General features: G+C 67.8%; 24 protein-coding genes. 9 read left to right on the top strand and 15 right to left on the bottom strand.

Annotated features, from left to right (window positions below; translation table 11 throughout):
* Positions 1-60: 60 nt before the first annotated feature.
* Entirely contained in the window at positions 61-732 is a 672-nt protein-coding gene (locus ACIPXZ_RS16405; RefSeq protein WP_400596270.1) for a YoaK family protein, read from the bottom strand.
* 183 nt (positions 733-915) lie between these two features.
* Between ACIPXZ_RS16405 and ACIPXZ_RS16400 the strand changes: the two genes are divergently transcribed.
* Positions 916-1,626, top strand: coding sequence for a hypothetical protein (locus ACIPXZ_RS16400; protein ID WP_400596269.1), 711 nt, complete (start codon positions 916-918; stop codon positions 1,624-1,626).
* An 18-nt stretch (positions 1,627-1,644) separates the two neighbouring features.
* Here the strand turns inward: ACIPXZ_RS16400 and ACIPXZ_RS16395 are convergent, their stop codons facing one another.
* The gene (locus tag ACIPXZ_RS16395; protein ID WP_400596267.1) at positions 1,645-2,880 is read right to left on the bottom strand and encodes a S8 family serine peptidase; all 1,236 of its coding nucleotides are present in this window, start codon (positions 2,878-2,880) and stop codon (positions 1,645-1,647) included.
* 125 nt (positions 2,881-3,005) lie between these two features.
* Positions 3,006-4,172: an MFS transporter gene (locus ACIPXZ_RS16390; RefSeq protein ID WP_400596353.1), complete on the bottom strand. Its 1,167-nt coding sequence runs from the start codon at positions 4,170-4,172 to the stop codon at positions 3,006-3,008.
* A 215-nt stretch (positions 4,173-4,387) separates the two neighbouring features.
* Here ACIPXZ_RS16390 and trmB point away from each other — a divergent pair, with 215 nt between their 5' ends.
* Genes trmB through ACIPXZ_RS16375 form a run of 3 tightly spaced genes read left to right on the top strand, consistent with a single transcriptional unit; the run spans position 4,388 to position 6,355 of the window.
* Positions 4,388-5,347: a tRNA (guanosine(46)-N7)-methyltransferase TrmB gene (trmB, locus tag ACIPXZ_RS16385; RefSeq protein WP_400596265.1), complete on the top strand. Its 960-nt coding sequence runs from the start codon at positions 4,388-4,390 to the stop codon at positions 5,345-5,347.
* Positions 5,344-6,000 (top strand): DNA-3-methyladenine glycosylase I, encoded by a 657-nt coding sequence (locus tag ACIPXZ_RS16380; RefSeq protein WP_400596263.1) that lies wholly within the window; start codon positions 5,344-5,346, stop codon positions 5,998-6,000. Before trmB ends, ACIPXZ_RS16380 begins: the two co-directional genes overlap by 4 nt.
* A 10-nt stretch (positions 6,001-6,010) precedes the next feature.
* Entirely contained in the window at positions 6,011-6,355 is a 345-nt protein-coding gene (locus ACIPXZ_RS16375) for a VOC family protein (protein WP_400596261.1), read from the top strand.
* Between the two features lie 97 nt (positions 6,356-6,452).
* Here ACIPXZ_RS16375 and ACIPXZ_RS16370 read toward each other — a convergent pair whose 3' ends face one another.
* From ACIPXZ_RS16370 to ACIPXZ_RS16345, 6 genes are all read right to left on the bottom strand, one after another.
* Positions 6,453-6,713 carry a GlsB/YeaQ/YmgE family stress response membrane protein gene (locus ACIPXZ_RS16370; protein ID WP_400596259.1) on the bottom strand — a complete coding sequence of 87 codons (261 nt, stop codon included), beginning with the start codon at positions 6,711-6,713 and terminating at the stop codon, positions 6,453-6,455.
* A gap of 40 nt (positions 6,714-6,753) precedes the next feature.
* Positions 6,754-7,365 carry a hypothetical protein gene (locus tag ACIPXZ_RS16365; protein ID WP_400596257.1) on the bottom strand — a complete coding sequence of 204 codons (612 nt, stop codon included), beginning with the start codon at positions 7,363-7,365 and terminating at the stop codon, positions 6,754-6,756.
* Positions 7,365-7,916, bottom strand: coding sequence for a DUF6286 domain-containing protein (locus tag ACIPXZ_RS16360; protein ID WP_400596255.1), 552 nt, complete (start codon positions 7,914-7,916; stop codon positions 7,365-7,367). The genes ACIPXZ_RS16365 and ACIPXZ_RS16360 overlap by 1 nt, the downstream gene beginning before the upstream one ends.
* Entirely contained in the window at positions 7,913-8,305 is a 393-nt protein-coding gene (locus ACIPXZ_RS16355; protein ID WP_400596253.1) for an Asp23/Gls24 family envelope stress response protein, read from the bottom strand. The genes ACIPXZ_RS16360 and ACIPXZ_RS16355 overlap by 4 nt, the downstream gene beginning before the upstream one ends.
* Before the next feature lie 5 nt (positions 8,306-8,310).
* Positions 8,311-8,487: a hypothetical protein gene (locus ACIPXZ_RS16350; RefSeq protein ID WP_400596251.1), complete on the bottom strand. Its 177-nt coding sequence runs from the start codon at positions 8,485-8,487 to the stop codon at positions 8,311-8,313.
* Positions 8,488-8,557: 70 nt separating this feature from the next.
* Positions 8,558-9,073, bottom strand: a complete 516-nt coding sequence (locus ACIPXZ_RS16345; RefSeq protein ID WP_400596249.1) for an Asp23/Gls24 family envelope stress response protein — start codon at positions 9,071-9,073, stop codon at positions 8,558-8,560.
* A 165-nt stretch (positions 9,074-9,238) separates the two neighbouring features.
* On the opposite strand from ACIPXZ_RS16345, the gene ACIPXZ_RS16340 reads away from it, so the two are divergent.
* Together ACIPXZ_RS16340 and ACIPXZ_RS16335 are read left to right on the top strand one after the other, a co-directional pair.
* Positions 9,239-9,805, top strand: coding sequence for an RNA polymerase sigma factor (locus ACIPXZ_RS16340; RefSeq protein WP_400596247.1), 567 nt, complete (start codon positions 9,239-9,241; stop codon positions 9,803-9,805).
* A complete protein-coding gene (locus tag ACIPXZ_RS16335) occupies positions 9,802-10,377 on the top strand; it encodes a hypothetical protein (RefSeq protein WP_400596245.1) in 576 nt (191 codons plus the stop codon). The genes ACIPXZ_RS16340 and ACIPXZ_RS16335 overlap by 4 nt, the downstream gene beginning before the upstream one ends.
* Positions 10,378-10,398: 21 nt before the next feature.
* On the opposite strand, the gene ACIPXZ_RS16330 is transcribed toward ACIPXZ_RS16335, so the two are convergent.
* Together ACIPXZ_RS16330 and ACIPXZ_RS16325 are read right to left on the bottom strand one after the other, a co-directional pair.
* Positions 10,399-11,097 carry a hypothetical protein gene (locus tag ACIPXZ_RS16330; protein ID WP_400596243.1) on the bottom strand — a complete coding sequence of 233 codons (699 nt, stop codon included), beginning with the start codon at positions 11,095-11,097 and terminating at the stop codon, positions 10,399-10,401.
* Positions 11,098-11,132: 35 nt separating this feature from the next.
* Positions 11,133-11,585, bottom strand: coding sequence for a MarR family winged helix-turn-helix transcriptional regulator (locus tag ACIPXZ_RS16325; RefSeq protein ID WP_400596241.1), 453 nt, complete (start codon positions 11,583-11,585; stop codon positions 11,133-11,135).
* Between the two features lie 167 nt (positions 11,586-11,752).
* Here ACIPXZ_RS16325 and ACIPXZ_RS16320 point away from each other — a divergent pair, with 167 nt between their 5' ends.
* Positions 11,753-12,838 (top strand): ABC transporter permease, encoded by a 1,086-nt coding sequence (locus ACIPXZ_RS16320; RefSeq protein ID WP_400596239.1) that lies wholly within the window; start codon positions 11,753-11,755, stop codon positions 12,836-12,838.
* 94 nt (positions 12,839-12,932) lie between these two features.
* Here the strand turns inward: ACIPXZ_RS16320 and ACIPXZ_RS16315 are convergent, their stop codons facing one another.
* Positions 12,933-13,610 carry a response regulator gene (locus ACIPXZ_RS16315; RefSeq protein WP_400596237.1) on the bottom strand — a complete coding sequence of 226 codons (678 nt, stop codon included), beginning with the start codon at positions 13,608-13,610 and terminating at the stop codon, positions 12,933-12,935.
* On the bottom strand, positions 13,607-14,932 hold the full coding sequence (locus ACIPXZ_RS16310; protein ID WP_400596235.1) for a sensor histidine kinase: 1,326 nt from the start codon (positions 14,930-14,932) through the stop codon (positions 13,607-13,609). Before ACIPXZ_RS16310 ends, ACIPXZ_RS16315 begins: the two co-directional genes overlap by 4 nt.
* A gap of 188 nt (positions 14,933-15,120) precedes the next feature.
* Here ACIPXZ_RS16310 and ACIPXZ_RS16305 point away from each other — a divergent pair, with 188 nt between their 5' ends.
* Together ACIPXZ_RS16305 and ACIPXZ_RS16300 are read left to right on the top strand one after the other, a co-directional pair.
* Positions 15,121-16,233 carry an ABC transporter permease gene (locus tag ACIPXZ_RS16305; protein ID WP_400596233.1) on the top strand — a complete coding sequence of 371 codons (1,113 nt, stop codon included), beginning with the start codon at positions 15,121-15,123 and terminating at the stop codon, positions 16,231-16,233.
* Positions 16,234-16,276: 43 nt separating this feature from the next.
* Entirely contained in the window at positions 16,277-16,981 is a 705-nt protein-coding gene (locus tag ACIPXZ_RS16300) for an ABC transporter ATP-binding protein (protein WP_400596231.1), read from the top strand.
* An 87-nt stretch (positions 16,982-17,068) separates the two neighbouring features.
* Here the strand turns inward: ACIPXZ_RS16300 and ACIPXZ_RS16295 are convergent, their stop codons facing one another.
* Entirely contained in the window at positions 17,069-18,247 is a 1,179-nt protein-coding gene (locus ACIPXZ_RS16295) for an acetate/propionate family kinase (RefSeq protein ID WP_400596229.1), read from the bottom strand.
* Complete coding sequence (gene pta, locus ACIPXZ_RS16290) at positions 18,248-20,383, bottom strand: phosphate acetyltransferase (protein WP_400596227.1); 2,136 nt, start codon at positions 20,381-20,383, stop codon at positions 18,248-18,250.
* Between the last annotated feature and the right edge of the window lie 37 nt (positions 20,384-20,420).

The raw sequence follows: 20,420 nt of genomic DNA, 5'->3' as shown, positions 1-20,420 counted from the left end.
CACCTCCCTTCCCCTCCGCGAGTGGTCACTTAAGCACAGTCCGGCGGGCTGACACTGTGCTTAAGTGACCACTCGCGGAGGAGAAGGCGGGGTCTGAAGCCGACGGACCGCGAGCGCCGTCCAAGCCAGGAGCAGGGCGGCAGCGACCCAGAGGCTCGCAAGGCCCGTGAACCGGTAATTCACGGCACCGGCCACGGCGCCGAGCGCGATCATGGCCCACAGGGTGAAGTACCGCAGCCACACCCCGTGTGGCTCGGCCCGGGTCAGGGCAGCAGCGAAATGCTGTCCCGTCTTCACCAGGGTCCCGGTCATATACGTCAGGGCGATGCTGACCTCGCCGTTGCGCGTGTAGGAGGTGTTCACCACGCCCATCGCCATCGCCAGCAGTGGCGGCACCGCGGCCTCTGCCGAAAGCGACGGAAGGAGGGCCGCGACGGCGATCAGCGCCGTCGTCGTCGCCAGTACGCCCGGCAACCTCCGCTCCCCAGCGCGCCGGAAGACGAGCGTGCTCAGGACCACCCCCAGGCTGAAGAAGCCGATCAGTCCCAGCGCCAGCCCCGCGCCCGTGAGCGAACCGTGCATCAGATCGGAGCTGGCCCGCGTGGTGTTGCCGCTCATGAAGGAGACGAAGTAGCCGCCCAGGTGGATGTACGCCACCGCGTCGATGAAACCGGCGACGGCGGATAGCCCTCCCGCGTAGAGGACGCCGCGCCAGGGCAGGGATGCAGCCACTCGCGGCCTTTCCGTCAGAAGGATGGACGGTCTCAGCGTAGCGCCCCACAGGCCCCGGATCCTGGTCACCGTCCTTCTCCTCCGCGAGTGGTCACTTAAGCACAGTCCGGCGGGCCGACACTGTGCTTAAGTGACCACTCGCGGAGGAGGTGGAGCGTTCGCGGGTCACTAGGATTTGGAGACATGACTCTCGCACCTGGAGGACGGGGCCCGGGACCTGACCCGGCCGGGCAGCCCCTTCCGGCGCCCTCATCGAAGACCCGTCAGCTCCTCTGGCTCGCGCTGACGGTGCTTCTCGGAGTGCCCCTGCTCCTGGCGGGCTGGATCGCGCTGATCTTCCTGGCGGAGCAGCTGGGCTGGGATATCGGCCCGAATCAGATCTTCGCGTGGGAGATCGCCGCCCTGGTGGCGTTGCTCCTTTGGCCGCTGGCGATCCGTGGCTCGCTGCGGCAGTTCTGGCACAACCGGGGCAGACGTCCGGACCAGGTCGCCGAGTGGGGTTCCGAACCCACCGCGCCCGTGCCGACGGTCCCCCTGAACTGGGGGCAGCGCCTCGGACGGGTGCTGGTCATGTTCCTGGGCGGTGCCGGTCTCCTCGCCATCTGCGGGCCCCAGGAGGTCTCGCTCCTGGTGCTCCACGCCCTGGGGGCGGTGAGCGTCGGGCCGAATTCCCTGTGGAAAGCACTCCAGCTGGTCACGTTCCTTCTGCTGCTGGCGTTGCTCCTGCCCTTGATCGCCCTCACCGAACGCTCACTCCGCAAGCACCCGAAGGGCAGCCAGGGGCGCTTCCGTCTGGAGGTTCAGCAGCACTGGTATCTGGCAGCTGTCACGGCCTGGGTCATCTGCGTGGCGATGGGGTTGATGTTCTCCTGGCTGATCCTCGCGTATCTCTGAGCCGCCCCTGCCGCCTCCCTACGGCGTCCCGCTCAGCGCCGCCCGGACGTTGATCACTTTGCCCTGCTGTCCAGCGGGAAGCCCTGAAACCGCACCGCCGGTCGCCGCCAGATGCGCGGCGAGCTGATCCACCGTGGGCGTAGCGCCGAACTTCTGGCGCAGCACCGCGAAGGCCCCCGCCACCTGCGGGGACGCGAAGGACGTACCCATGACGTAGAACGTCCCCGAGCTCTTCCAGGGCAGCAGGACCCCGTCCCGGGTGGTGGCGTTGCCCTCGCCGACCGGCGCGTAAAGACGGGTGGACGGCCCACGGTTCGAGTAACTGCTCAGGGTTCCGGGTGAGACGGCGGAAGTGGCACCCACCGTGATCACGTTGGCGCCGCAGTTCCAGGTCCCCACACCGGCCAGTCCGTCATTGCCCGCCGCCATGACCACGGCGATGCCTTTGGCCTTCAGTCGTCCCGCCACCGTGTCGATGGCCTGTCCCAGGCCGGTGCAGCTCCCACCGGAACTCAGCGGAGCGCCGGACACCGACAGGTTGATGGCGGCGATCCGGCCTTTGAACTGGGCCGATTCGCTCCCGACAGCATCGATCCAGTTCAGCGCGTTGACCACCGATTCCCCGGACCAACCGAACGAGTCGTTGACACCGGTGGTGGTTCCGCCGCCCACCTTGACCTGCACGACTTTGGCGCCCACGGCGGCTCCGGCCGTGGAGACGATCGTGTAGGAGCCGTCGCTGTTCAGCTCCCAGCGTTTGCCCGCCTGCCCCACCGCCGCTCCCGCCGTGGCGGTGCCGTGATAGTCGTGGCAAGGGGTCCCCGCGGAAGAGACGCAGGCGGGGTTCGGCGTCGAGCTGCCGGGCAGCGTGCTGAAGTACGACGGCGTCGCGTACAGGTAGCTGCTGCTGATCTGGTTGGTGGTCTGACACAGATTCGGCCACGCCGTCTTCGGTGCGTCGAGGCCGAAGCAGTACTCGCCGGCCACCTTCGAGAGGCCTGCGGAGTCCTTCATCAGGGAGTTGCCCGAGGTGAACGCGCCGTCGATGTCGATGACGATCTGGCCGGTCCCGTCGAACACGGCACCCTGGGCGTCGAGGTATCCGCCGTCCACTTGTCCACCGAGATTGACGGCGATGTTCGAGCGGTTCCAATCCACATTGGGCGGCGCGGCAATCGCAGGTGCAGACAGGCCGAGCGACAGCAGGGCCACAGTGCTGGCGATGACGGACAGGGGACGAAGATGTTTCCTCATGAGTTCCTCCGAGACGGCGCGGTGATGGTGCAGCAGTGATGTGACGCCCGGATCCCCCAAGGACATGAGGCGCCACTTGCAGCTTATTGCCGTCGGTGGATTAAAGCTCCTGTCAGGCCGAATTCTTATTCCACGAACCTGCGCCGCCCCGCAAGGTAACCGAACACGGCCCCTGCGAGGGAGATGCCCAGGAAAACCCACCCGGCCAGGGTGAAAGCGCCGGTCAGCTGATGCGTCCAGGAGACCATGAGCGTGCCCACGGAGCCGACGCCGTACCCGACGCCCTGCATCATGCCCGAGAGCCGGGCCGCGGTGTGCTGGTCCCGGGTGCGCAGCATGATCATGGTCAAGGCGACCGCCGTCAGCGCCCCTTGGCCCAGCCCCAGCAGGGCGATCCACGCCCAGATCCCGCCGATCGGCCCGAGGATGCTCAACGCGAAGCCGGAGCCGGTCATGAGCGCGAGCACCATGTTGATCACCCGCTGATCCCAGAACTTCGCGGCGAGCGCGGGGGCGATCAGCGAGCCCAGCATCTGGAGCAGGATCGAGACGGACACCATGACGCCGGCGGCGCCTCCGTCGATCCCCCGCTCCCGCAGCACGGGAGCAAGCCAGGCGAAGACACTGAAGGAGCTCATCGCCTGCAGGACCATGAACAGCGTGACCTGCCAGGCGACCGGCGACCGCCAGACATTCGCACCTTCGGCGTCGACGCTCTCGCGGTGGTGTGGCGCGCTGAACGCCAGCGGGGCGAAGAGGAGCACGACGACGGCGGCCGGCACCGCCCAGAAGATCAGCGCCGTCGTCCACTGGCCGCTGAGTTCGAACAGCGGGTAGGTGAATCCGGCGCCGAGCGCTGCGGAGGCGCAGATCGCCGTCGTATAAAGCCCGCCCATGAGCCCGAGGCGGTGCTGGAAATCGCGCTTGACGACGGTGGGCAGGATGACGTTGCAGAGAGCGATCGCGGCACCGCAAAGGGCCGTGCCGAAGAGCAGGAGCGGCAGATGCCCCAAGGTTCCGAGCTCGGTGGGCCGGATCAGGAGACCCGCCGTGAGCACCACCATGGCACCGAAAAGAACCCGCTCCGCTCCGAAACGCCGGGCCAGCACCGGTGCGAGAGGCGCGAAGATACCGAGCAGGGTGGCCGGAACCGTGGTCAGGGCGGTGACGGCCCAGTCCGGGAGGCCGGCGTCGGCGCGGACTTCACTGAGGATCGCCGCGAAGCTGGAGAAGACCGTGCGCAGATTCAGCCCGATCAGAACCAGGCATACACCCAGGAAGGCGAGGCGCATGCGGGTGGATCCGGGTGTCAAGGTCTGGGTCTGCACGATATCCATTGTGGTCTCCCCCGCCGAAACAGCCAGTTTCCCGCGAAACAGTGTGTTTACTACACGGCTTCGCGGCAAGCCCACTGTTTCGGCGGGCGGCGGCGCGGAATAGCCGAGTCCCGGGACGGTGCGGGGCCGGACGACTCTTTCTGTCAGTCCTCACCGGTACCCTGGAATCGATGAACGGCACAGACTCTCCCGACCCCTCGAACGCCTCTGAAACCGCTCCCGGTCCAGAGCCGCGTGCCCCGCACCACCCTGTCACGGAAGGCAGTCAGGCCTCCTTCGGGACGTACCGGCGCAATCCGGTGAGTTTCGTGCGCCGAGGCACGCGCCTGCAGGGCCGGCGCCAGACCGCCTGGGACGAATACTCCGGCAGTTGGGCGGTGGATGTCCCTCGTCACGTCGCGGACACCTCGGTGCATCCGGACTATGTGTTCGACGCCGAGGCCACCTTCGGGCGCAAGGCACCGCTCATCGTGGAGATCGGTTCCGGGCTCGGCGAAGCAGTCACGCATGCCGCGGCTGAGCACCCCGAGTGGGACTTCCTCGCGGTGGAGGTCTACACACCTGGACTGGCGAACACACTCATGAAGATCGTCTCAGGTGGCCTCACGAATGTCCGGGTGGTCCAGGCGAACGCACCAGAAGTACTGGAGAACATGCTCCCCGCCGGTTCCGTCCACCAGGTCTGGGTGTTCTTCCCGGATCCCTGGCACAAGGCCAAGCACCACAAGCGACGGCTGATCCAACCCGCGTTCGCCGAGCAGGTGGCACAGGCGTTGGAGCCCGGAGGTCTGTGGCGGATCGCCACCGATTGGTCCAACTATGCTGTCCACGCCCGCGAAGTACTGGACGGCTCCCCCGACTTCCAGAACGTGCACGACGGCGAACGTGCCGGATCAGAAAGTCCGCTGACCCAGGTGTGGGCCAGCGGAGTGGAGACCGTCGTGGGCGGCGCCCCCGTGCGGGAAGGCCGCGCACCGGTGAGCACCACTCATACCGGCCCCAACGAGGGTGTGGACGAAGTGGGCGGCTGGGCACCCCGTTTCGAGGGCCGCACCCTGACAAGTTTCGAACGCAAAGCCCTGGAGGCCGGGCGTCTGGTCTTCGAACTCACCGGAAAGAAGAAGTCATGAGTGAACCCGCCGTCGTCGTTGCCGAAGAAACGGCCCCTGAGCAGCAGTCGGGCAGCGACGCTGTGCTGTGCGAGGACGGTTTGCTGCGCCCGGTGTGGGCGGCGGCGGACGGGCTGATGCGCGCGTACTACGACACCGAGTGGGGCATGCCTGTCCGGGATGAGCAGGGATTGTTCGAACGGATCTCGCTGGAGGGCTTCCAGGCGGGGCTCTCCTGGGCCACCATTCTGAAGAAGCAGCCCGCGTTCCGGGAGGCCTTCGCGGACTTCGCACCGGACGCCGTCGCGGCCTTCACGGACGACGACGTGGAGCGGCTCATGGGAGACGCGGGGATCGTCCGGAACCGGGCGAAGATCCTGGCCACCATCGCGAACGCCCGCGCCACCGTGGCACTCCGGGAGGAGGGCGGATTGGTGGACTTCGTCTGGTCCTTCCGCCCTGCCACGACGCCCGCACCCCGCACTCTTGCGGAGATCCCGACCGTTTCAGAGGACTCCAAGGCCCTGTCGAAGGCCTTGAAGAAGAAGGGCTTCAACTTCGTAGGCCCCACCACCATGTACGCACTCATGGAAGCCATCGGCATCGTGGACACGCACCTGGTGGACAGCCACCGCCGCGGGACCTCCGGGGTGTGGCCAGCCGTCAAGGAATAGGAGAAACAGCATGTCCGCAGCACTGACCCGCGTGGTGGTCTCCGTCCGCGCCCTGGAACCTGCCCTGGCTTTCTACCGGGACCTTCTCGGTCTTCCAGCCGAGCTCTCCCCAGGTTTCGCGATGCTCCGGGCGGACAACGGGGTGGAGGTGTTCCTGCACGAGCGGGAAAGCGAAGCCAGCGATCTCTCCGTCGCCGCCACCTTCACACTTCCTGGCCTGGACTCGGTCTGCGAGAGGTGGGCCGGCCAGGGTGGGATCGTGGTGGACGCCGCGGAAACGCGCCCCTGGGGCGACCGGATGGCCGTGGTGCGCGACGCCGACGGCCACCTCGTGTGCCTGATCGAAACGCGCTGAGCATCGTCTAAGACGCCGAAGGCCGCCCGCGGACGAAACGTCCAGCGGGCGGCCTCACGTCACGAAAGCGCGGCGCGCCCCGGTGCCGCTGCGGGGTCTAGGAACGACGCTTGGTGACGAATCCCCAGATCAGCAGCACGATCAACGAACCGCCGATCGCCAGCAGCCACGAACCGAGCGACCAGAAACTGTTGATCCCGGTGTGGAACAGGGCGGAGCCGATCCAACCGCCCAGCGCCGCACCGACGACGCCGAGGATCAACGTGGTGAACCAGCCGCCACCCTGACGGCCCGGCATGATGGCCTTGGCAATGGCGCCGGCGATCAGGCCGAGCACGATCCATCCGATGAAACCCATGGATTCTTCTCCTTGTGGTGAGTAGTGGTCCCGGCTGTTCTCAGCCGAGGCGCGGCGCTGGTGCATCCGCAAGATTCAGGTGGCCCGGGTCCTGCCGGGCCGGCGCCGACACGTCGAAGCGGACGTGCCGGCGGACGAAAGACGTTCCCAGAACCGTCTCCATGTCCGGGATGAGCCGATCCTCCACGAGGCGCATCGCCTCCACCGGATCGGCATCCGAGCGGAGTGTGTATTTGGCGTAGAGCACCGGTTCTTTGGCGCTGCCGCCGATCCGCACCCCGGCCGCGCTGACGGTGGGGTGGGACGTGGCCGCACTCTCTGCGGCTTTGGCGATCACCCCCGTCTCGATCTGGGTCATCGCACCTCCTGAACTGTCGCTGTGGTACCTGAAGGCGTGTGCTGCAGGCTTCTTCGGCAGGGCCGCGAGAATGATCCAGAGCGCCAGAAGCACCACGACCGCGGACGCCACGACGACGGCGACCGCCGCTTGCTCCCCACGCCACGGCGCCAAGCCGCCCGGGCCGTCCGTCGGGCTCACGCCCAGTCCTGCCGTGAGCTGCCGTCCGAGCAGCAGCGAGACCGCCAATGCGGCGAAGATCAGCGCCACCACCACGAGTAACACCCGTTGCCGTGGCCCGTGCGTCTTCCACATCAGTTTTCTCCCTTCCTGAGCACCTGGACGTGGACCTGCGGCGTGCGCCTCAAAGGCAGGCCGTTCACGACTGTCTCCGCCCGCCGTCGTACCTCCGAACGGATCTGCCCCGCCTCCCGCACCGGAGTGCGGACGACGACGCGCACCGTCTTTTCGCCGGCGGTCACCGAGGCTGAGGAGACGCCGTCGGCGCGCTCCGCGGTGGAACGCACCAGTGCCGCGAGCCCGGCCGAGGCCAGAACCGACTCCGCACCGGCATCCCGGTCGTCGCTCTCCAAGAGGAGCGTGGCCCGCCCGCCGGGCAGCACCGCCGCCAGCAGCATCGCGAGTGCCAGCACCGCCAGCACGACGGCGGCGACGGTCCAGGTTTCTGCACCCCACGAGGCGTGGCCGAGTTCTTCGAGCCATCCTTGGACCGGATCCGGCCACGACCCGGTGGACAGCCGCGCAGCCCCGGCCCAGAGGCCCAGACAACCGGCTGCCAGTAGGAGCAGAGCCACAAGCAGCAGGGCTACTGTGCGCGCCGGGCGCACATGCCAGAAACGCTTCACAAGAGCCTCCTTCGCTCGTTCGGATCCTCCGGGTGCAGCCAGGTGACGGTGATGTCCACCTGAGTCCGGGTGACGCCGGCGTCGCGTCGCAACCGGGCGTCCACGTGACGACGGACCGCCTCGCAGGTGCTTTCGAGGGGTGCGGGATAGCGCAGCCCCAGGTCGAGCCGGACCACCGCGGTGCTGCCGAGCAATTCGACCTCGGCTTGCGGACGGCGGTCGAAGTCCCTGCGCTGTGCAACCCCCAGAACGCCTCCGGCAGCGGCCCCGACGCCGTCGATCTCGCGGGCCGCCTGCGCGGCGATCTTCGCGAGGACGGCCGCGGGGATGCGCGTGTTCCCGCGTTCCGGGACGTTCATCGCCTCCGTGCTGATCTCCTGTTGAGTCATGGGGCTCACCTGCGGCGTTGCTTGAGGAATCCGCTCACATCGGTGCGGTTCTGCAGCACCCATCCGACGCCGCCACCCACCAAGGTGAAGAAGGCGACGACGATCAGCTGGGTGAACGAACCGAACGCGATGATCAGGCCGATCACGATGCCGGCGGCCAGACCCCAACGTGTTGCATTCATGCTCACTCCTTCTACAGCAGCTCGATGGACGATGGGACGAAGCCCCCAAGAGGCGATTCGTCCCGGAGGATCACTTCAGTTCGTCGCGCGTGGAGTCGGCGGCGGTGTCGTCGTCGTCCTCGGGCAGATGCACATCGGAGACGTCCACGTTGACCTCGATGACCTCGAGTCCGGTGGCCCGCTCCACGGCCGAGATGATGTTCGCGCGGATGTCCTGGGACACCTCGACGATGGAGAACCCGTATTCCACCACGATGGTGACGTCGATGGCGGCCTGCTGCTCGCCCTTTTCGACGTTCACGCCACCGGCGGTGTTGGCGGAAGCTCCCGGAATCCGCTCCGCGATGGAGTTGAAGGTCCGGCGGGCCGCATTGCCCATGGCGTAGACGCCGGGCACTTCGCGGGCCGCGATCGAGGCGATCTTCTGCACGACCCTGTCCTCGATGGTGGTCTTGCCGTGGTCGGTGTGCAGCGGGCCCGAAGGGCGGGTCTCCTGCGACTCGGTGTTCTGCGCTGCTTCGCGCTTGGCCTGGCGTTCCGCTTCCTCGCCGGTGGGCTTCACGACGGGGCTGGCATTCTGGGACATGGTCACTCCTTGCTTCTCAGTCTTGCTGTCGAAAACGCTGGACACAGAAGAAGACGGAGCGGGCCCGTGATTCGTCACGCGGATTCGTTGTGATCTGCATCACGGCAATGTTCGGCATCTGCGACCCCGCTCCCACTTGAGTCCATCCTCCCTTAGGCTGGCCACATGTCACAGGGGCCTCCCGAATCGCTCATCCCCTGGGTGGGCCGCGCTCAAGAGGGAGACCCGGAAGCGTTCGAGCAGCTCGTCATACGGTTGACGGGCCCACTGCGAAGCTTCGCCCGTGGCATGCTGGGGCACTGGGCCGAAGCCGAGGACGCCGTTCAGGAGGCCTGGCTCCGCATCTGGCGCCGACTTCCGCACCTGAAGGACCGTGCAGCGTTCTCCGGGTGGGCCTACTCGATCACCCGCAATGTATGCCTGGACAGGATCCGGGCCCGGGATAAGCTCAAAGCCGACTCCTTGGACGCCCAGATCCTTGAACTCGCCGCCCCGGACCACGAACGCCCTGACACCCAAACAGAACGCCGCCTCGAACTGGAGCAGGCCTGGAAGAGGATCGCAGCGCTTCCCATGGCGCAACGGGAGGCATTCCTTCTCGTCGCGGTCCACGGCCTGAGCTACGAGGAAGCCGCCCTCGCCATGGGCACGGCACCGTCCACGCTACGTGGCCGGCTGGCCCGAGCTCGGGCGGCCCTGAGTCACGACCCCGGAGAGGAGGGGAGGTCATGAGTTCACTGCCGTGCGGACGAACCGCGGATGAGATTCTCCAGAATCTTGACGGTCCTCCCGACGCGCACGAAGTCCAATGCCCCTGGTGCCACCAAGAGCGGGCGCGCTTGAAGGACCTGGACGTGAAGCTCGCCGCCCTGCTGCGTTCGCAGGACACCGAGGATCCGAGCAGCGACGAAACCGCCATCGACACGGTGATGCGAGCCATCCGCGAGAACCTGCGGCCGCTAAGGAAGACCACCGCCAACTCCGCAGCCTCAGGAGCCATTCTGGAGGTCACCTCACTGGACCTCGCCGACGCGGTCCGGAACGCCTTCGGAGGAATGCGGGAGATCCAGGTGAACTACGTCGACGTCCGCCCCGAGGATCGCAGCGCACCGCACCGCAAGTGGAGGGCGGAGTGCGCCGTCAGCGTCACGCCGGACAGCGATCTGGCTTTCGTCGAGGGGACGGTGGTCCGGAATGTCGCGCAAGGCATCCGGACCCTGGTCGAAGCGGAGCGCCTCACCGTCGACGTGACGCTGGAGGACGTCCACGGAGGGACGCTGCGGCGCACCGTGCTCGACTCATGACCCGCTGAGGGCCGGGCCGCGTCAGGCGTGCTCAGCCTCATAGCGGACCTTGAGAGCGCCGCGCTTGACCTTGAGCTCCAGGATCCGGACGTCCTTCAAATCGCCCAGCGCGGCGACGTGAGTGCCGCCGCAGGGCTCGCTGTTCACGCCTTCGATGGTGACGGTGCGATGCCCGGCGTCGTCGGTCTCGGCAGTGACCGTACCGCCGACGGCCAGCACGGCGTCGAGCGCGGCCTGCAGTTCCGCACGGACCGCGTCGCGGAGTTCCGGGGTCGCAAGTTCCGCCTCGAGTCCTTCCGGGTTGAAGTCCAGGCGGGCCTGCCCCGGGTAGTGACTGTGCCCCGCACTCTGCCACCCGCGCGCCTCACCCAAGTGACCCAGGACGTGGCCGGCGGTGTGCAGCGCGGCATGGCGTTTGCGCAGTTCAGGATCGACGGCGAGGGATGCTGTCGCACCCGTCTGCGGAAGCACTGAGCCCTCTTCGGCGGTCAGGACCACGAGTCCGTCATCCGTGCGCGACGGCGTCACGGAGATTCCGTTCACCGTCCCCTCATCCGAGGGCTGACCACCGCCCTTGGGATGGAAGATGTTCGGACTCAGGGCGACCCACGGCCCGTCGGCCTCCTCGCCCGCGGCGATGACCGTGGCCTCTGCGGCGAAGAGGTAGGTGTCGCGGTAGTAGGCCTGGTCCTGAGCGGTCTGCGCAGCGGTGGAAGTCATGGTTTCAGCATAGGGGTGGTCTGCGGCCCACGCCGCTAGTTCTCCCCCATCGCCGCATTGAAGCGGTCCACCATCTGAGCGAAGGACTCCAGATCGACATTGTCCCAGTCTTTGAGGCGTTCCTTCATGATCTCGTTGAGCAATCTGGCCGAGGTTTCCAGTGCCGCCTCGCCCGCCGGAGTCAACATCAGCGCCTGGCTGCGCGCCGTCGATCCCGGTTCGACGGCCCGCATGAGACCGAGCTTGCCCAGGGCAGCGAGCTGCCGGGAGACGGTGGAGCGGTTGAGCTCGAAATGAGCCGCCATGTCCACGGCCCGGCATCCCGGATGCGTCCGGATGTATTCGAGCATCGAGTGATCAACCGGGGAAAGGGCCTGATTCGACCGCCGCAGCCGCGCACTCCCCCGGCGGCTCACCGTGGTGAGCCCGGTCTGGATACGGGCGATGGCCGCGTCGTGCTCGGCATGCTCCTGCTCTGGTGACCCCATAGGCACCAAGCCTAGTGCCGCCCTCCCAAGGCGGGGTCATTCGGGGTCGGGTGGAACGCCGACATGCGGCTCGAAGTGACCTCGCGTTTCAATGTTGCATAATGCAACTATCTCATCTAAAGTGTTTAGCGAACCTAATCTTCTTGAGATGCAACCGTCAGGAACACATGTCCACGCACCGCCTCCCCGCAGTCAAACCCCTCACCCCGCAGAAATCCCGCTTCTGGCCCAGCGGAAAGAGCTGGGGCAGCATCCTCCTCCACCTGCTCATCCCCCTCGTCATGGGCGCAGGCATGGCCTTCGCCTACCTCGGAGGCTTCCATGCCCCCGCTCCCCACAACGTCCCACTCGCCGTCGTCGGCACAGGGCCCGAGGCGAAGGTCTTCGCGCAGACCCTGAACGACAAGGGCGACGGCAAACTTCAGGTCTCCACTCTCGCCACCGAGGCGGATGCCCGGCAGCAGATCATCGATCAAAAGATCACCGCCGCCTACGTCCCGTCCAAGGACCACGCGACCCTGATGGTGTCCAACGCCTCCAGTCAGGCGGGCGCCGCAACCGCCGAGGAGGTCTTCCTCCCGATCGCCTACCAGCAGCACCTGCCCGTGGACGTCCAGGACGTCCGGCCCGGCAACGAGAACGACCCCGCAGGACAGGCCCTCTTCTTCATGCTCGTGGCGATGAGCGTCGGCTCCTACGCCAGCGTGATCGCCCTGGCCGCAGCGACGGCGAAGCTCAGGGTGGGCGTCCGGCTCCTGACCGCGGCGGGCGTCGGCCTCGTGATGTCAGGCATCAGCACGCTGGTGGCAGGCCCGGTCTACCACGTGCTCAGCGGCAACGAATGGGGCATCTGGCTCATGGGAGCCCTCTACTCCTTCGGCATCGTGACCGTGGGGCTCGGGCTGCACCCGATCCTGGGCAAATGGACCACTCCGGCCTTGACCCTGCTGTTCGTGATGTTCAACTTCACCAGCAGCGGCGGCGTCTTCCCATCCTTCCTGTCCCCGGCGTTCTTCTCCGGCCTGAACACCTTCTGGAACGGGGCCGCCTGGCTGACCTCAGCCAAGGACCTCACCTATTTCCCCGGCGCGCAGTTCGGCTTCGAGGGCCTAAAGCTCGCCCTCTGGGCCCTGGTCGGAGTGGGCTTGGTGCTCGCCACTCACCTGGCCACGGTGAAGAAGCGGCAGTTGGCGGATGACACGCTTCCCATCAGCCGCGAGGAGGAGGAATCCTCCCTGGTGGCCGCGGGCTAGCTCCCGCTCGCCTCGCCGAACGCGGGGTCACTTGGGGCCCGATCCAAGGCTTGGATCGGGCCCCAAGTGACCCGCGTTCGCCCGCACGGGACATTCAGGCGTCCGGGACGCGGATGATCTTCTTCTGGACAGCCGCCGTGATGGCCGCGGTCCTGTTGTCCACACCGAGTTTCGCGTAGATGTGCACCAGGTGGGTCTTCACCGTGGCCACGGAGATGAACAGGCGACGTGCCAAGGCCGTGTTGGACAACCCGGTGGCGAGCAGTTCGAGGATCTCCACCTCACGGGCGGACAACTGCGGAACGGGATTCTGCAGACGTCCCACCAGACGGGCCGCGACCTCGGGCGCGAGGGCGGTCTCCCCGGCCGCCGCGGAGCGCACCGCCGCACGAATCCTCTGCGATTCCGCGTCCTTGAGCATGTACCCGCTCGCTCCTGCCTCCAGGGCACTCAGGATGTCCGAGTCGCTGTCATACGTGGTCAGAACCAGCACAGGAACCGGTTGGACACCGGCGTCACCGCCACGGATCGCCCGCGTGGCACTGACACCGTCCATCCCGGCGCCCATCTGCAGATCCATGAGCACCAGATCCACCGGATCCCCCAAGGTCTGCCGTCGGCGAAGTTCGTCCAGCGCGGCTCCTCCGTCCGCCGCCTGGGCCACCACCTGGATGTCCGGCACCGTTCCCGGGTCCTCCGAAGGATCCTCCAGCATGGCCTTCAATCCGGCCCGCACCACCGGATGGTCATCAACCAACAACACCCTGATCACGAGGTCTCCTCCTCCCTCACCGCGGCGGGCCGAGCGACGGCGTACCGTTCCGGCACCCTGATGGCCACCACCGCTCCTTCGCCAGGCGCCGATTCAAGCACCACACCGCCACCCAGCGCCAGCAGGCGGCTGCGCAGCAAGCCCAGCCCCAGCCCGGCACCCGGCACCGGCGTTTCCGGATCGAACCCGACGCCGTCGTCGTAGACGTCCAAGGTGAGCTCGTCCTCCAGAAACCCCAGAGTGAGCACCGCGCGCGTGGCATGCGCATGCCGCAGCACATTGGCCAACGAGGCCTGAGACGCACGCAGCAGAGCCTGGGACAGCTCTGCGGGCACCTCACGAGGGTCTCCGCTGAGTTCGAAACGGACCTCCAGGGGTTCTCCGGCCGCCTGTGCCTGCCGTTGCGTGTCCGCGCACAGGGATCTCAGCATGTCCGGCAGCTCCGTCCCAGCAGACGTCCCCGGCGAACGCACGAAATCCCGCGCCTGCTCCAGGGCGGCCGACGCCGTGTCCTCCACGACCCGTAGGCGCTCACGGGCGGATGTCAGGTCTCCGCTGTCCAGAGACCGTTCCGTGGCCCGGCTCATGAGAACGATCGAGGAAAGACCCTGAGCCAGGGTGTCGTGGATCTCGCGAGCCAGACGGGCCCGTTCGGAGAGGACCCCGGCTTCCCGCTGACTCGCCGCCAGCTCGGAGCGCGTGGCCCGCAGCACCTCCGCCACCCGGCGCTGTTCCTCGGCCTCGCGGTACAGGGCCTGATAGCTCAAGCCCGTGATGACCGCGAATACGGCACCGAAACCGGGGCCGATCACCAGGGCGGCGTTCACCGTGCCGTCCGGGGTGTGCAGGATGAGCGCCACGACCAGAGCGGCCGTCGTGGCCACCACGGCGAGCAGCCCCCAGCCTCGCGGCAGAAGATGCAATTGCAGGAAGAAGAGCGGGAACGCCAGCCACGCGAAGTCCGCGGAAAAGAACAGCAATGCAGCCCACAAGAGGACGACGGCGCCGAGCCAGACGCGCGCGTACGGCACCGGGTCGAAGCGGCTCGCGTCCAGGGCATGCCGCTTTTCCGCCGCAGTGCCCCCCAGATAAACGGCGGCGAGCAGCACCGCGAGAGCAAACACGAGCGCAGCGGCGGGCGTCGGCGTGCCGCCGAGCGAGAGCGCGTACCGCACGACACCCAGCAGCAGAAGGGCGGCGAATCCCAGATGCAGACTGACCCGCAGCACGCGCAGGATGAGCTGCGTGCCCTGCGCAGGGGCGCGGAAGGCACGCCCATCCGCCGCCGTGAGCGGTCCCGTCGTTCCGCCGTCGAGTCCCATGCTTCCAGCCTAGCGAGGGGGTCCGTCAGGAAATCCGGATTCCCAGGCTCCGGCGATCAACCGATCGGTTGATTTTGCGCTCAACCGCACCGCTTCCGGGGTTCAACCGCACCGCCGATGTCCGGAACGTCGCGGCGCGGGAGGCTGGAGGTACGCCAGAAATCCAGGCCTTCCAGGAGAGACACACCATGTTCCTCGCACTCCGCGACATCCGTTTCAGCGGCGGCCGCTTCGCCCTCATGGGCGGGGTCGTCGCACTCATCACCGTCCTGCTCGTCATGCTCTCCGGCCTGACCGCCGGGCTGGCTCATCAGTCCACCTCGGCCATCGGCGATCTCCCCGCAGGCCGCGTCGTCTTCGGTGCACCGGGGAACGGCACCGCGAAAGCCAGCTATTCCGACTCCGAAGTCAGCCCGTCCCAGGCCGCGGCGTGGTCCAAGGACGCCGGAAGCACGGCCATCCCGCTCGGCATCTCCCAGGGGAAGCTCCGCTCCGGCAAGGCCTCCGGCGGCGCGATTTCCGGCGCAGGCTCCACCGCCGACGACGCCCGCACCACCAACGCGGCCTTCTTCGGCTCGGACACGATGGACGGGAAGCGCCTCTCCCCCACGGATCTCAGCCCCGGTCAGACCGTGCTCAGCGAATCCCTCGCCACAGCGCTGGATCTTGCTCCGGGCGGTGTGCTGAACAGCAACGGCAAGGATCTGACCGTCAAGGCCGTGGTGCCCGACGAGTGGTACTCGCACCAGGCCGTGGCCTGGGTGGGCCTCAGCGACTGGCAGCAGATGAACCGCGGCCGGGCCGCCACCGCGCTGGTGGCTCCCGGCGTCGATCCGGCCGCCGCGGACCGGGCGGACCGGGCGACGGGGATGGTCAGCGTCGAACGGAACGCGAGCTTCCAGGCCCTGGAGTCCTTCAAGAGCGAGAACGGATCGCTGCTGCTCATCCAGGCGTTCCTCTACGGCATCTCCGCACTGGTGGTCGGCGCGTTCCTCAGCATCTGGACCGTCCAGCGCACCCGCGACATCGCGGTCCTCAAGGCACTCGGCGCCACCCAGGGCTACGTTCTGAAGGACGCCCTGGCCCAGGCCGTGATCGTGCTCCTGGCCGGCACCGTCCTCGGCGCGGCAGTGGGCGGCGTCGGCGGCTGGTTCGCCTCGCAAGCGGCTCCGTTCGTGCTCGGCCCGGCCACCATCGCCCTGCCTGTGGTGGGCATCGTCCTGCTCGGCCTGGCCGGTTCCGCGCTGGCCGTCCGCAAGGCCACCCGGGTGGATCCCCTCCTGGCCCTCGGCGGCAGCTGACCCGCCGCTCTCACCCACTTCCTCACGACCTCAGGAGAACCATATGACCACCACCCCAGCACTCGTTCTCGACTCCGTCACCGTCGAATATCCCGATGGCTCCGGCACCATCACCGCCCTCGACCAGGTGTCCCTCACCGTGAACCGCGGCGAGTTCCTCGCGCTCACCGGCCCCTCCGGCTCCGGCAAATCGACGCTTCTCTCGGTGGCCGCCACCCTGGTCTCCCCCACAGCCGGGCGGGTCCTGGTGGACGGGGAAGAAGTGCAGGAACTCGGGCTCGCCGGACAGGCGAAGCTGCGCCGCACGGCACTGGGCATCATCTTCCAGCAGCCGAATCTGCTGCCGTCGCTGACCGCCGTCGAACAGTTGCTGGTGACTCAGCACGTGCGCGGCTTCGGCGGCCGCGCGGCGCGTACGACGTCGGAGGCCCGGGCTCGCGAGCTGCTCGCCGCCGTCGGGCTGGCAGGGCAGGAGGGGAAGCGTCCGCATCAGCTCTCCGGAGGCCAGCGGCAGCGCGTCAACATCGCCCGGGCGCTCATGGGCGAGCCGAGCGTGCTGCTGGTCGACGAACCGACCGCCGCCCTCGACGCAGAGCGCAGCCAGGCCGTGGTGGAACTGCTCGGACGGATCACCCGGGAATTCGGCACCGCGACCGTCATGGTCACGCACGATCTGGAATTCGTAGACCGCTGCGACCGCGAGGTGCACATGCGCGACGGCAAGCTCAGCGAGTCCGTCCCCGCCTGAACTGTGCCCCACCGGATATGGAACGCGGGGTCACTTAGAGCCCTATCTGGGCCCTAAATCGGGCCCTAAGTGACCCCGCGTTGGGGGTCAGGCCCTGACGAGCTCCGCGGTGGCCTCGGCGATGGCCTGTTCTTCGTTGGTGGGGATCACCAGAACCGGAATCCTGGATGCCTCGGTCGAGATGACCCGGGGCTCCTTGGACCGCGCGGCGTTCAACCCGGCGTCCAGCTCGATGCCCAAGGCGCCGAGTTGCTCGCAGACCAGGGCTCGGAACGGTGAGGAGTTCTCGCCGATCCCGGCAGTGAACACCACGGCCTGCGCCCCTCCGACGGAGACGTGATACGCCCCCACGTACTTCGCCAGCCGGTAGGCGGCCACCTCCAGCGCACGCCGCGCGCGCACCGGGTCGACGCCGGCGGAGGCACCGCCGTCGTCATCCTCCGTGCTCTCCGAAGCCTCCACCAAGGTACGCATATCGTTCGATCCGCCCAGCCCCAGCAGACCGGACTCGCGGTTGAGCAGCGCGTCCAGGGCGTCCGCGTCGAGCCCCTGACGGCCCAGGAACACCAGGATGGACGGGTCGATGTCCCCGGACCGGGTGCCCATGACCAGGCCCTCCAGCGGGGTGAAACCCATGGACGTGTCCACCGACTCGCCGCCCTTGACGGCCGTCGCGGAGGCGCCGTTGCCCAAGTGCAGGATGACGCCGTCGAACTCCTCGGCCGGCTCGCCCAGCAGCTCAGCCGCCCGGCCCGCCACGTATTGGTGGCTCGTGCCGTGGAAGCCGTAGCGACGGATGCCGTGGTGCGTGTACAGCCAGTCGGGGACGGCGTAACGCCAGGCCTTCTCGGGCAGGGTGCGATGGTACGCCGTGTCGAACACGGCGACCTGCGGCAGAGCGGGCCACTTCTCGGTGATCGCCCGGATACCCAGCACCGCCGCGGGATTGTGCAGCGGAGCCAGGGGGTTCAGCCGTTCGATGGCCCGGGTGACCTCGTTGTTGATCAGCACGGGCTCAGCGAATCGCTCCCCGCCGTGCACCACGCGATGCCCCACGGCGTCGACCTGACGGTCGCCCAGCACCTCCTGCAGCCGCGCGGCCACGAGTTCCAGTGCGGCACCGTGGTCCGGCACCACGGCCGGGGAGTCGCCCTGCGGCAGGCCGATCCGTTCCACAAGGCCCTCCAGCAGCACCTCCCCTGCATCGACGTCGCGTACTTGGTACTTCAGCGAGGAGGATCCGGAGTTGATGACGAGGACGAGCATTCAGTTCTCCTGAGGGACGACGACGGACGGTGCGGCCACACTCTGCGCAGCCACACTCTGCGCGGTCACACTCTGCGCCTGGACCGCCGTGATGGCCACGGTGTTGACGATGTCCTCCACGGTGCAGCCGCGGGAGAGATCATTGACGGGCTTGTTGAGACCCTGCAGCACGGGGCCGACGGCCACCGCTCCGGAGGACTGCTGCACGGCCTTGTAGGTGTTGTTGCCGGTGTTCAGATCCGGGAAGATGAACACCGTCGCCTGGCCGGCGACGTCGGAGCCCGGAAGTTTGGCCGCGGCGATCGAGGCGTCCACCGCGGCGTCGTACTGGATGGGGCCCTCGACGGCGAGCTCCGGCGCGCGCTCGCGCACCAGTTCGGTGGCGGTACGCACCTTGTCCACGGTGGCCCCGCTGCCGGAACCGCCGGTCGAATAGCTGAGCATGGCGACGCGGGGATCCACGCCGAACTGCCGAGCGGTGTCCGCGGAGGCCAGGGCGATGTCCGCGAGCTGCTCCGCGGTGGGCTCGGGGTTCACGGCGCAGTCACCGTAAGCCAGGACCCGATCCTGCATGAGCATCAGGAACACGGAGGACACGATCGCCACCCCGGGCCTGGTCTTCACGAACTCCAGCGCCGGGCGGATGGTGTGCGCGGTGGTATGAGCGGCGCCGGAGACCATCCCGTCCACGATGCCGAGCTGAACCATCATGGTGCCGAAGTAGCTGACGTCCAGCATGGTCTCCATGGCTTTGGCCAGGTCCACGCCCTTGTGAGCACGCAGCCGGGCGTATTCGGCCGCGAACCGCTGCCGCAGCTCGCTCGTGGCCGGGTCCACCAGCGCGATGCCGTCCAGGCTGACGCCGTGGGCAGCCGCAAGATCGCGGACCGCGGCCTCATTGCCCAGGACGGTCAGATCGCAGACGTCCCTGCGGCGCAGGATCTCCGCGGCCCGGAGGATCCGCAGATCCGTGCCTTCGGGGAGGACCACGTGGCGGCGGTCCGCCTGCGCCCGGCCGATCAGCTCGTGCAGGAAGCGCAGGGGTGTCATGGTGGCGGGGCGCTGAAGGTTGAACCGCTCGAAGATCTCCTCCTCATCCACCTGACGGGACCATTCACCGAGCGCGGATGCCACCTTGCGGCTGTTGCCCGTGGAGATCTCGCTGCGCACTGCGGAGACGGCGGTGGCCGTGTGATAGGTGTCCTCCGGATGAGCGAAGAACGGGAACGGTGCACCGGCCAGGAGGGGAAGAATATGGGGATCCGGCATGAGCCCACCGCTGAGCACCACTCCGGACGGAACCGGGAAGTCCGGGGACTGGGTGGAGGCGAGGACTCCGGCCAGGATATCGGCCCGGTCACCGGGCGCGATCACCAGGTCCCCCGGTTCCAGTGCACCGATGAAGTTGCCGAGGCTCATGGCCGCGACCTTGACCCCGGCCACTTCGCGCTCCATGTCAGCGGTACCGGCGAGCAATTGCAGCCCGAGCGCCTGGGAGATCTCGCCGGTGGTGGGCCGCGCCATCTCGGGCCGTTCCTCCAGGACGTAGACGGGCCGTTTGGCGTGCCCGGGACGGATCGCGGCACGGACCGCGTCCACCTGCTCAGGGTCGGCGCGATTGACCATCACCATGAGAAGGTCCGCGTGCACCTTGGCGAGTTCGGCGCGGACGACGTCGACGCCGTCGGCGATCTCCTCCGGGGTGAGCCCTTGCCCGCTGACCACGGCGACGACCGGGCAGCCCAGGTCCTTGGCGAGCTGAGCGTTGAGGTCGAACTCGACGGCGGAGTCGGAACCGGAGAGGTCTGAGCCCTCCACGATCACCACGTCGCAGAGTGCCGAGACCTCGCTGAACGCCTCGACGCAGCGAGTGTTGATCTCTTCGCGACGGCCTTCGGCGACCAGCCGACGGGCTTCCTTGAGCGTCAGCGCGGCGCGGGACACCTGGGGTTCCAGACCATAGCGACGGCGCATGAGGCGCACCATGGGATCGGTGTCCGGGTCATCCCCGGGAACCACCGGACGGAAGTAGCCGATCCTGCCGGCCCTCCGATACAGGGCTTCTGCCAGGCCCAGTGCGACGACGGACTTGCCGGAGCCGGTGGACGTGGCGGTGACGTAGATTCCTGTGAACATGGCGCTCCTGAGGTTGTTCCGCCTCCATCCTTCCACC

It is taken from the genome of Arthrobacter sp. NPDC090010, from assembly GCF_044748305.1.
GTDB lineage: Bacteria > Actinomycetota > Actinomycetes > Actinomycetales > Micrococcaceae > Arthrobacter_E.
This window is presented reverse-complemented; position numbering and strand designations above follow the sequence as displayed.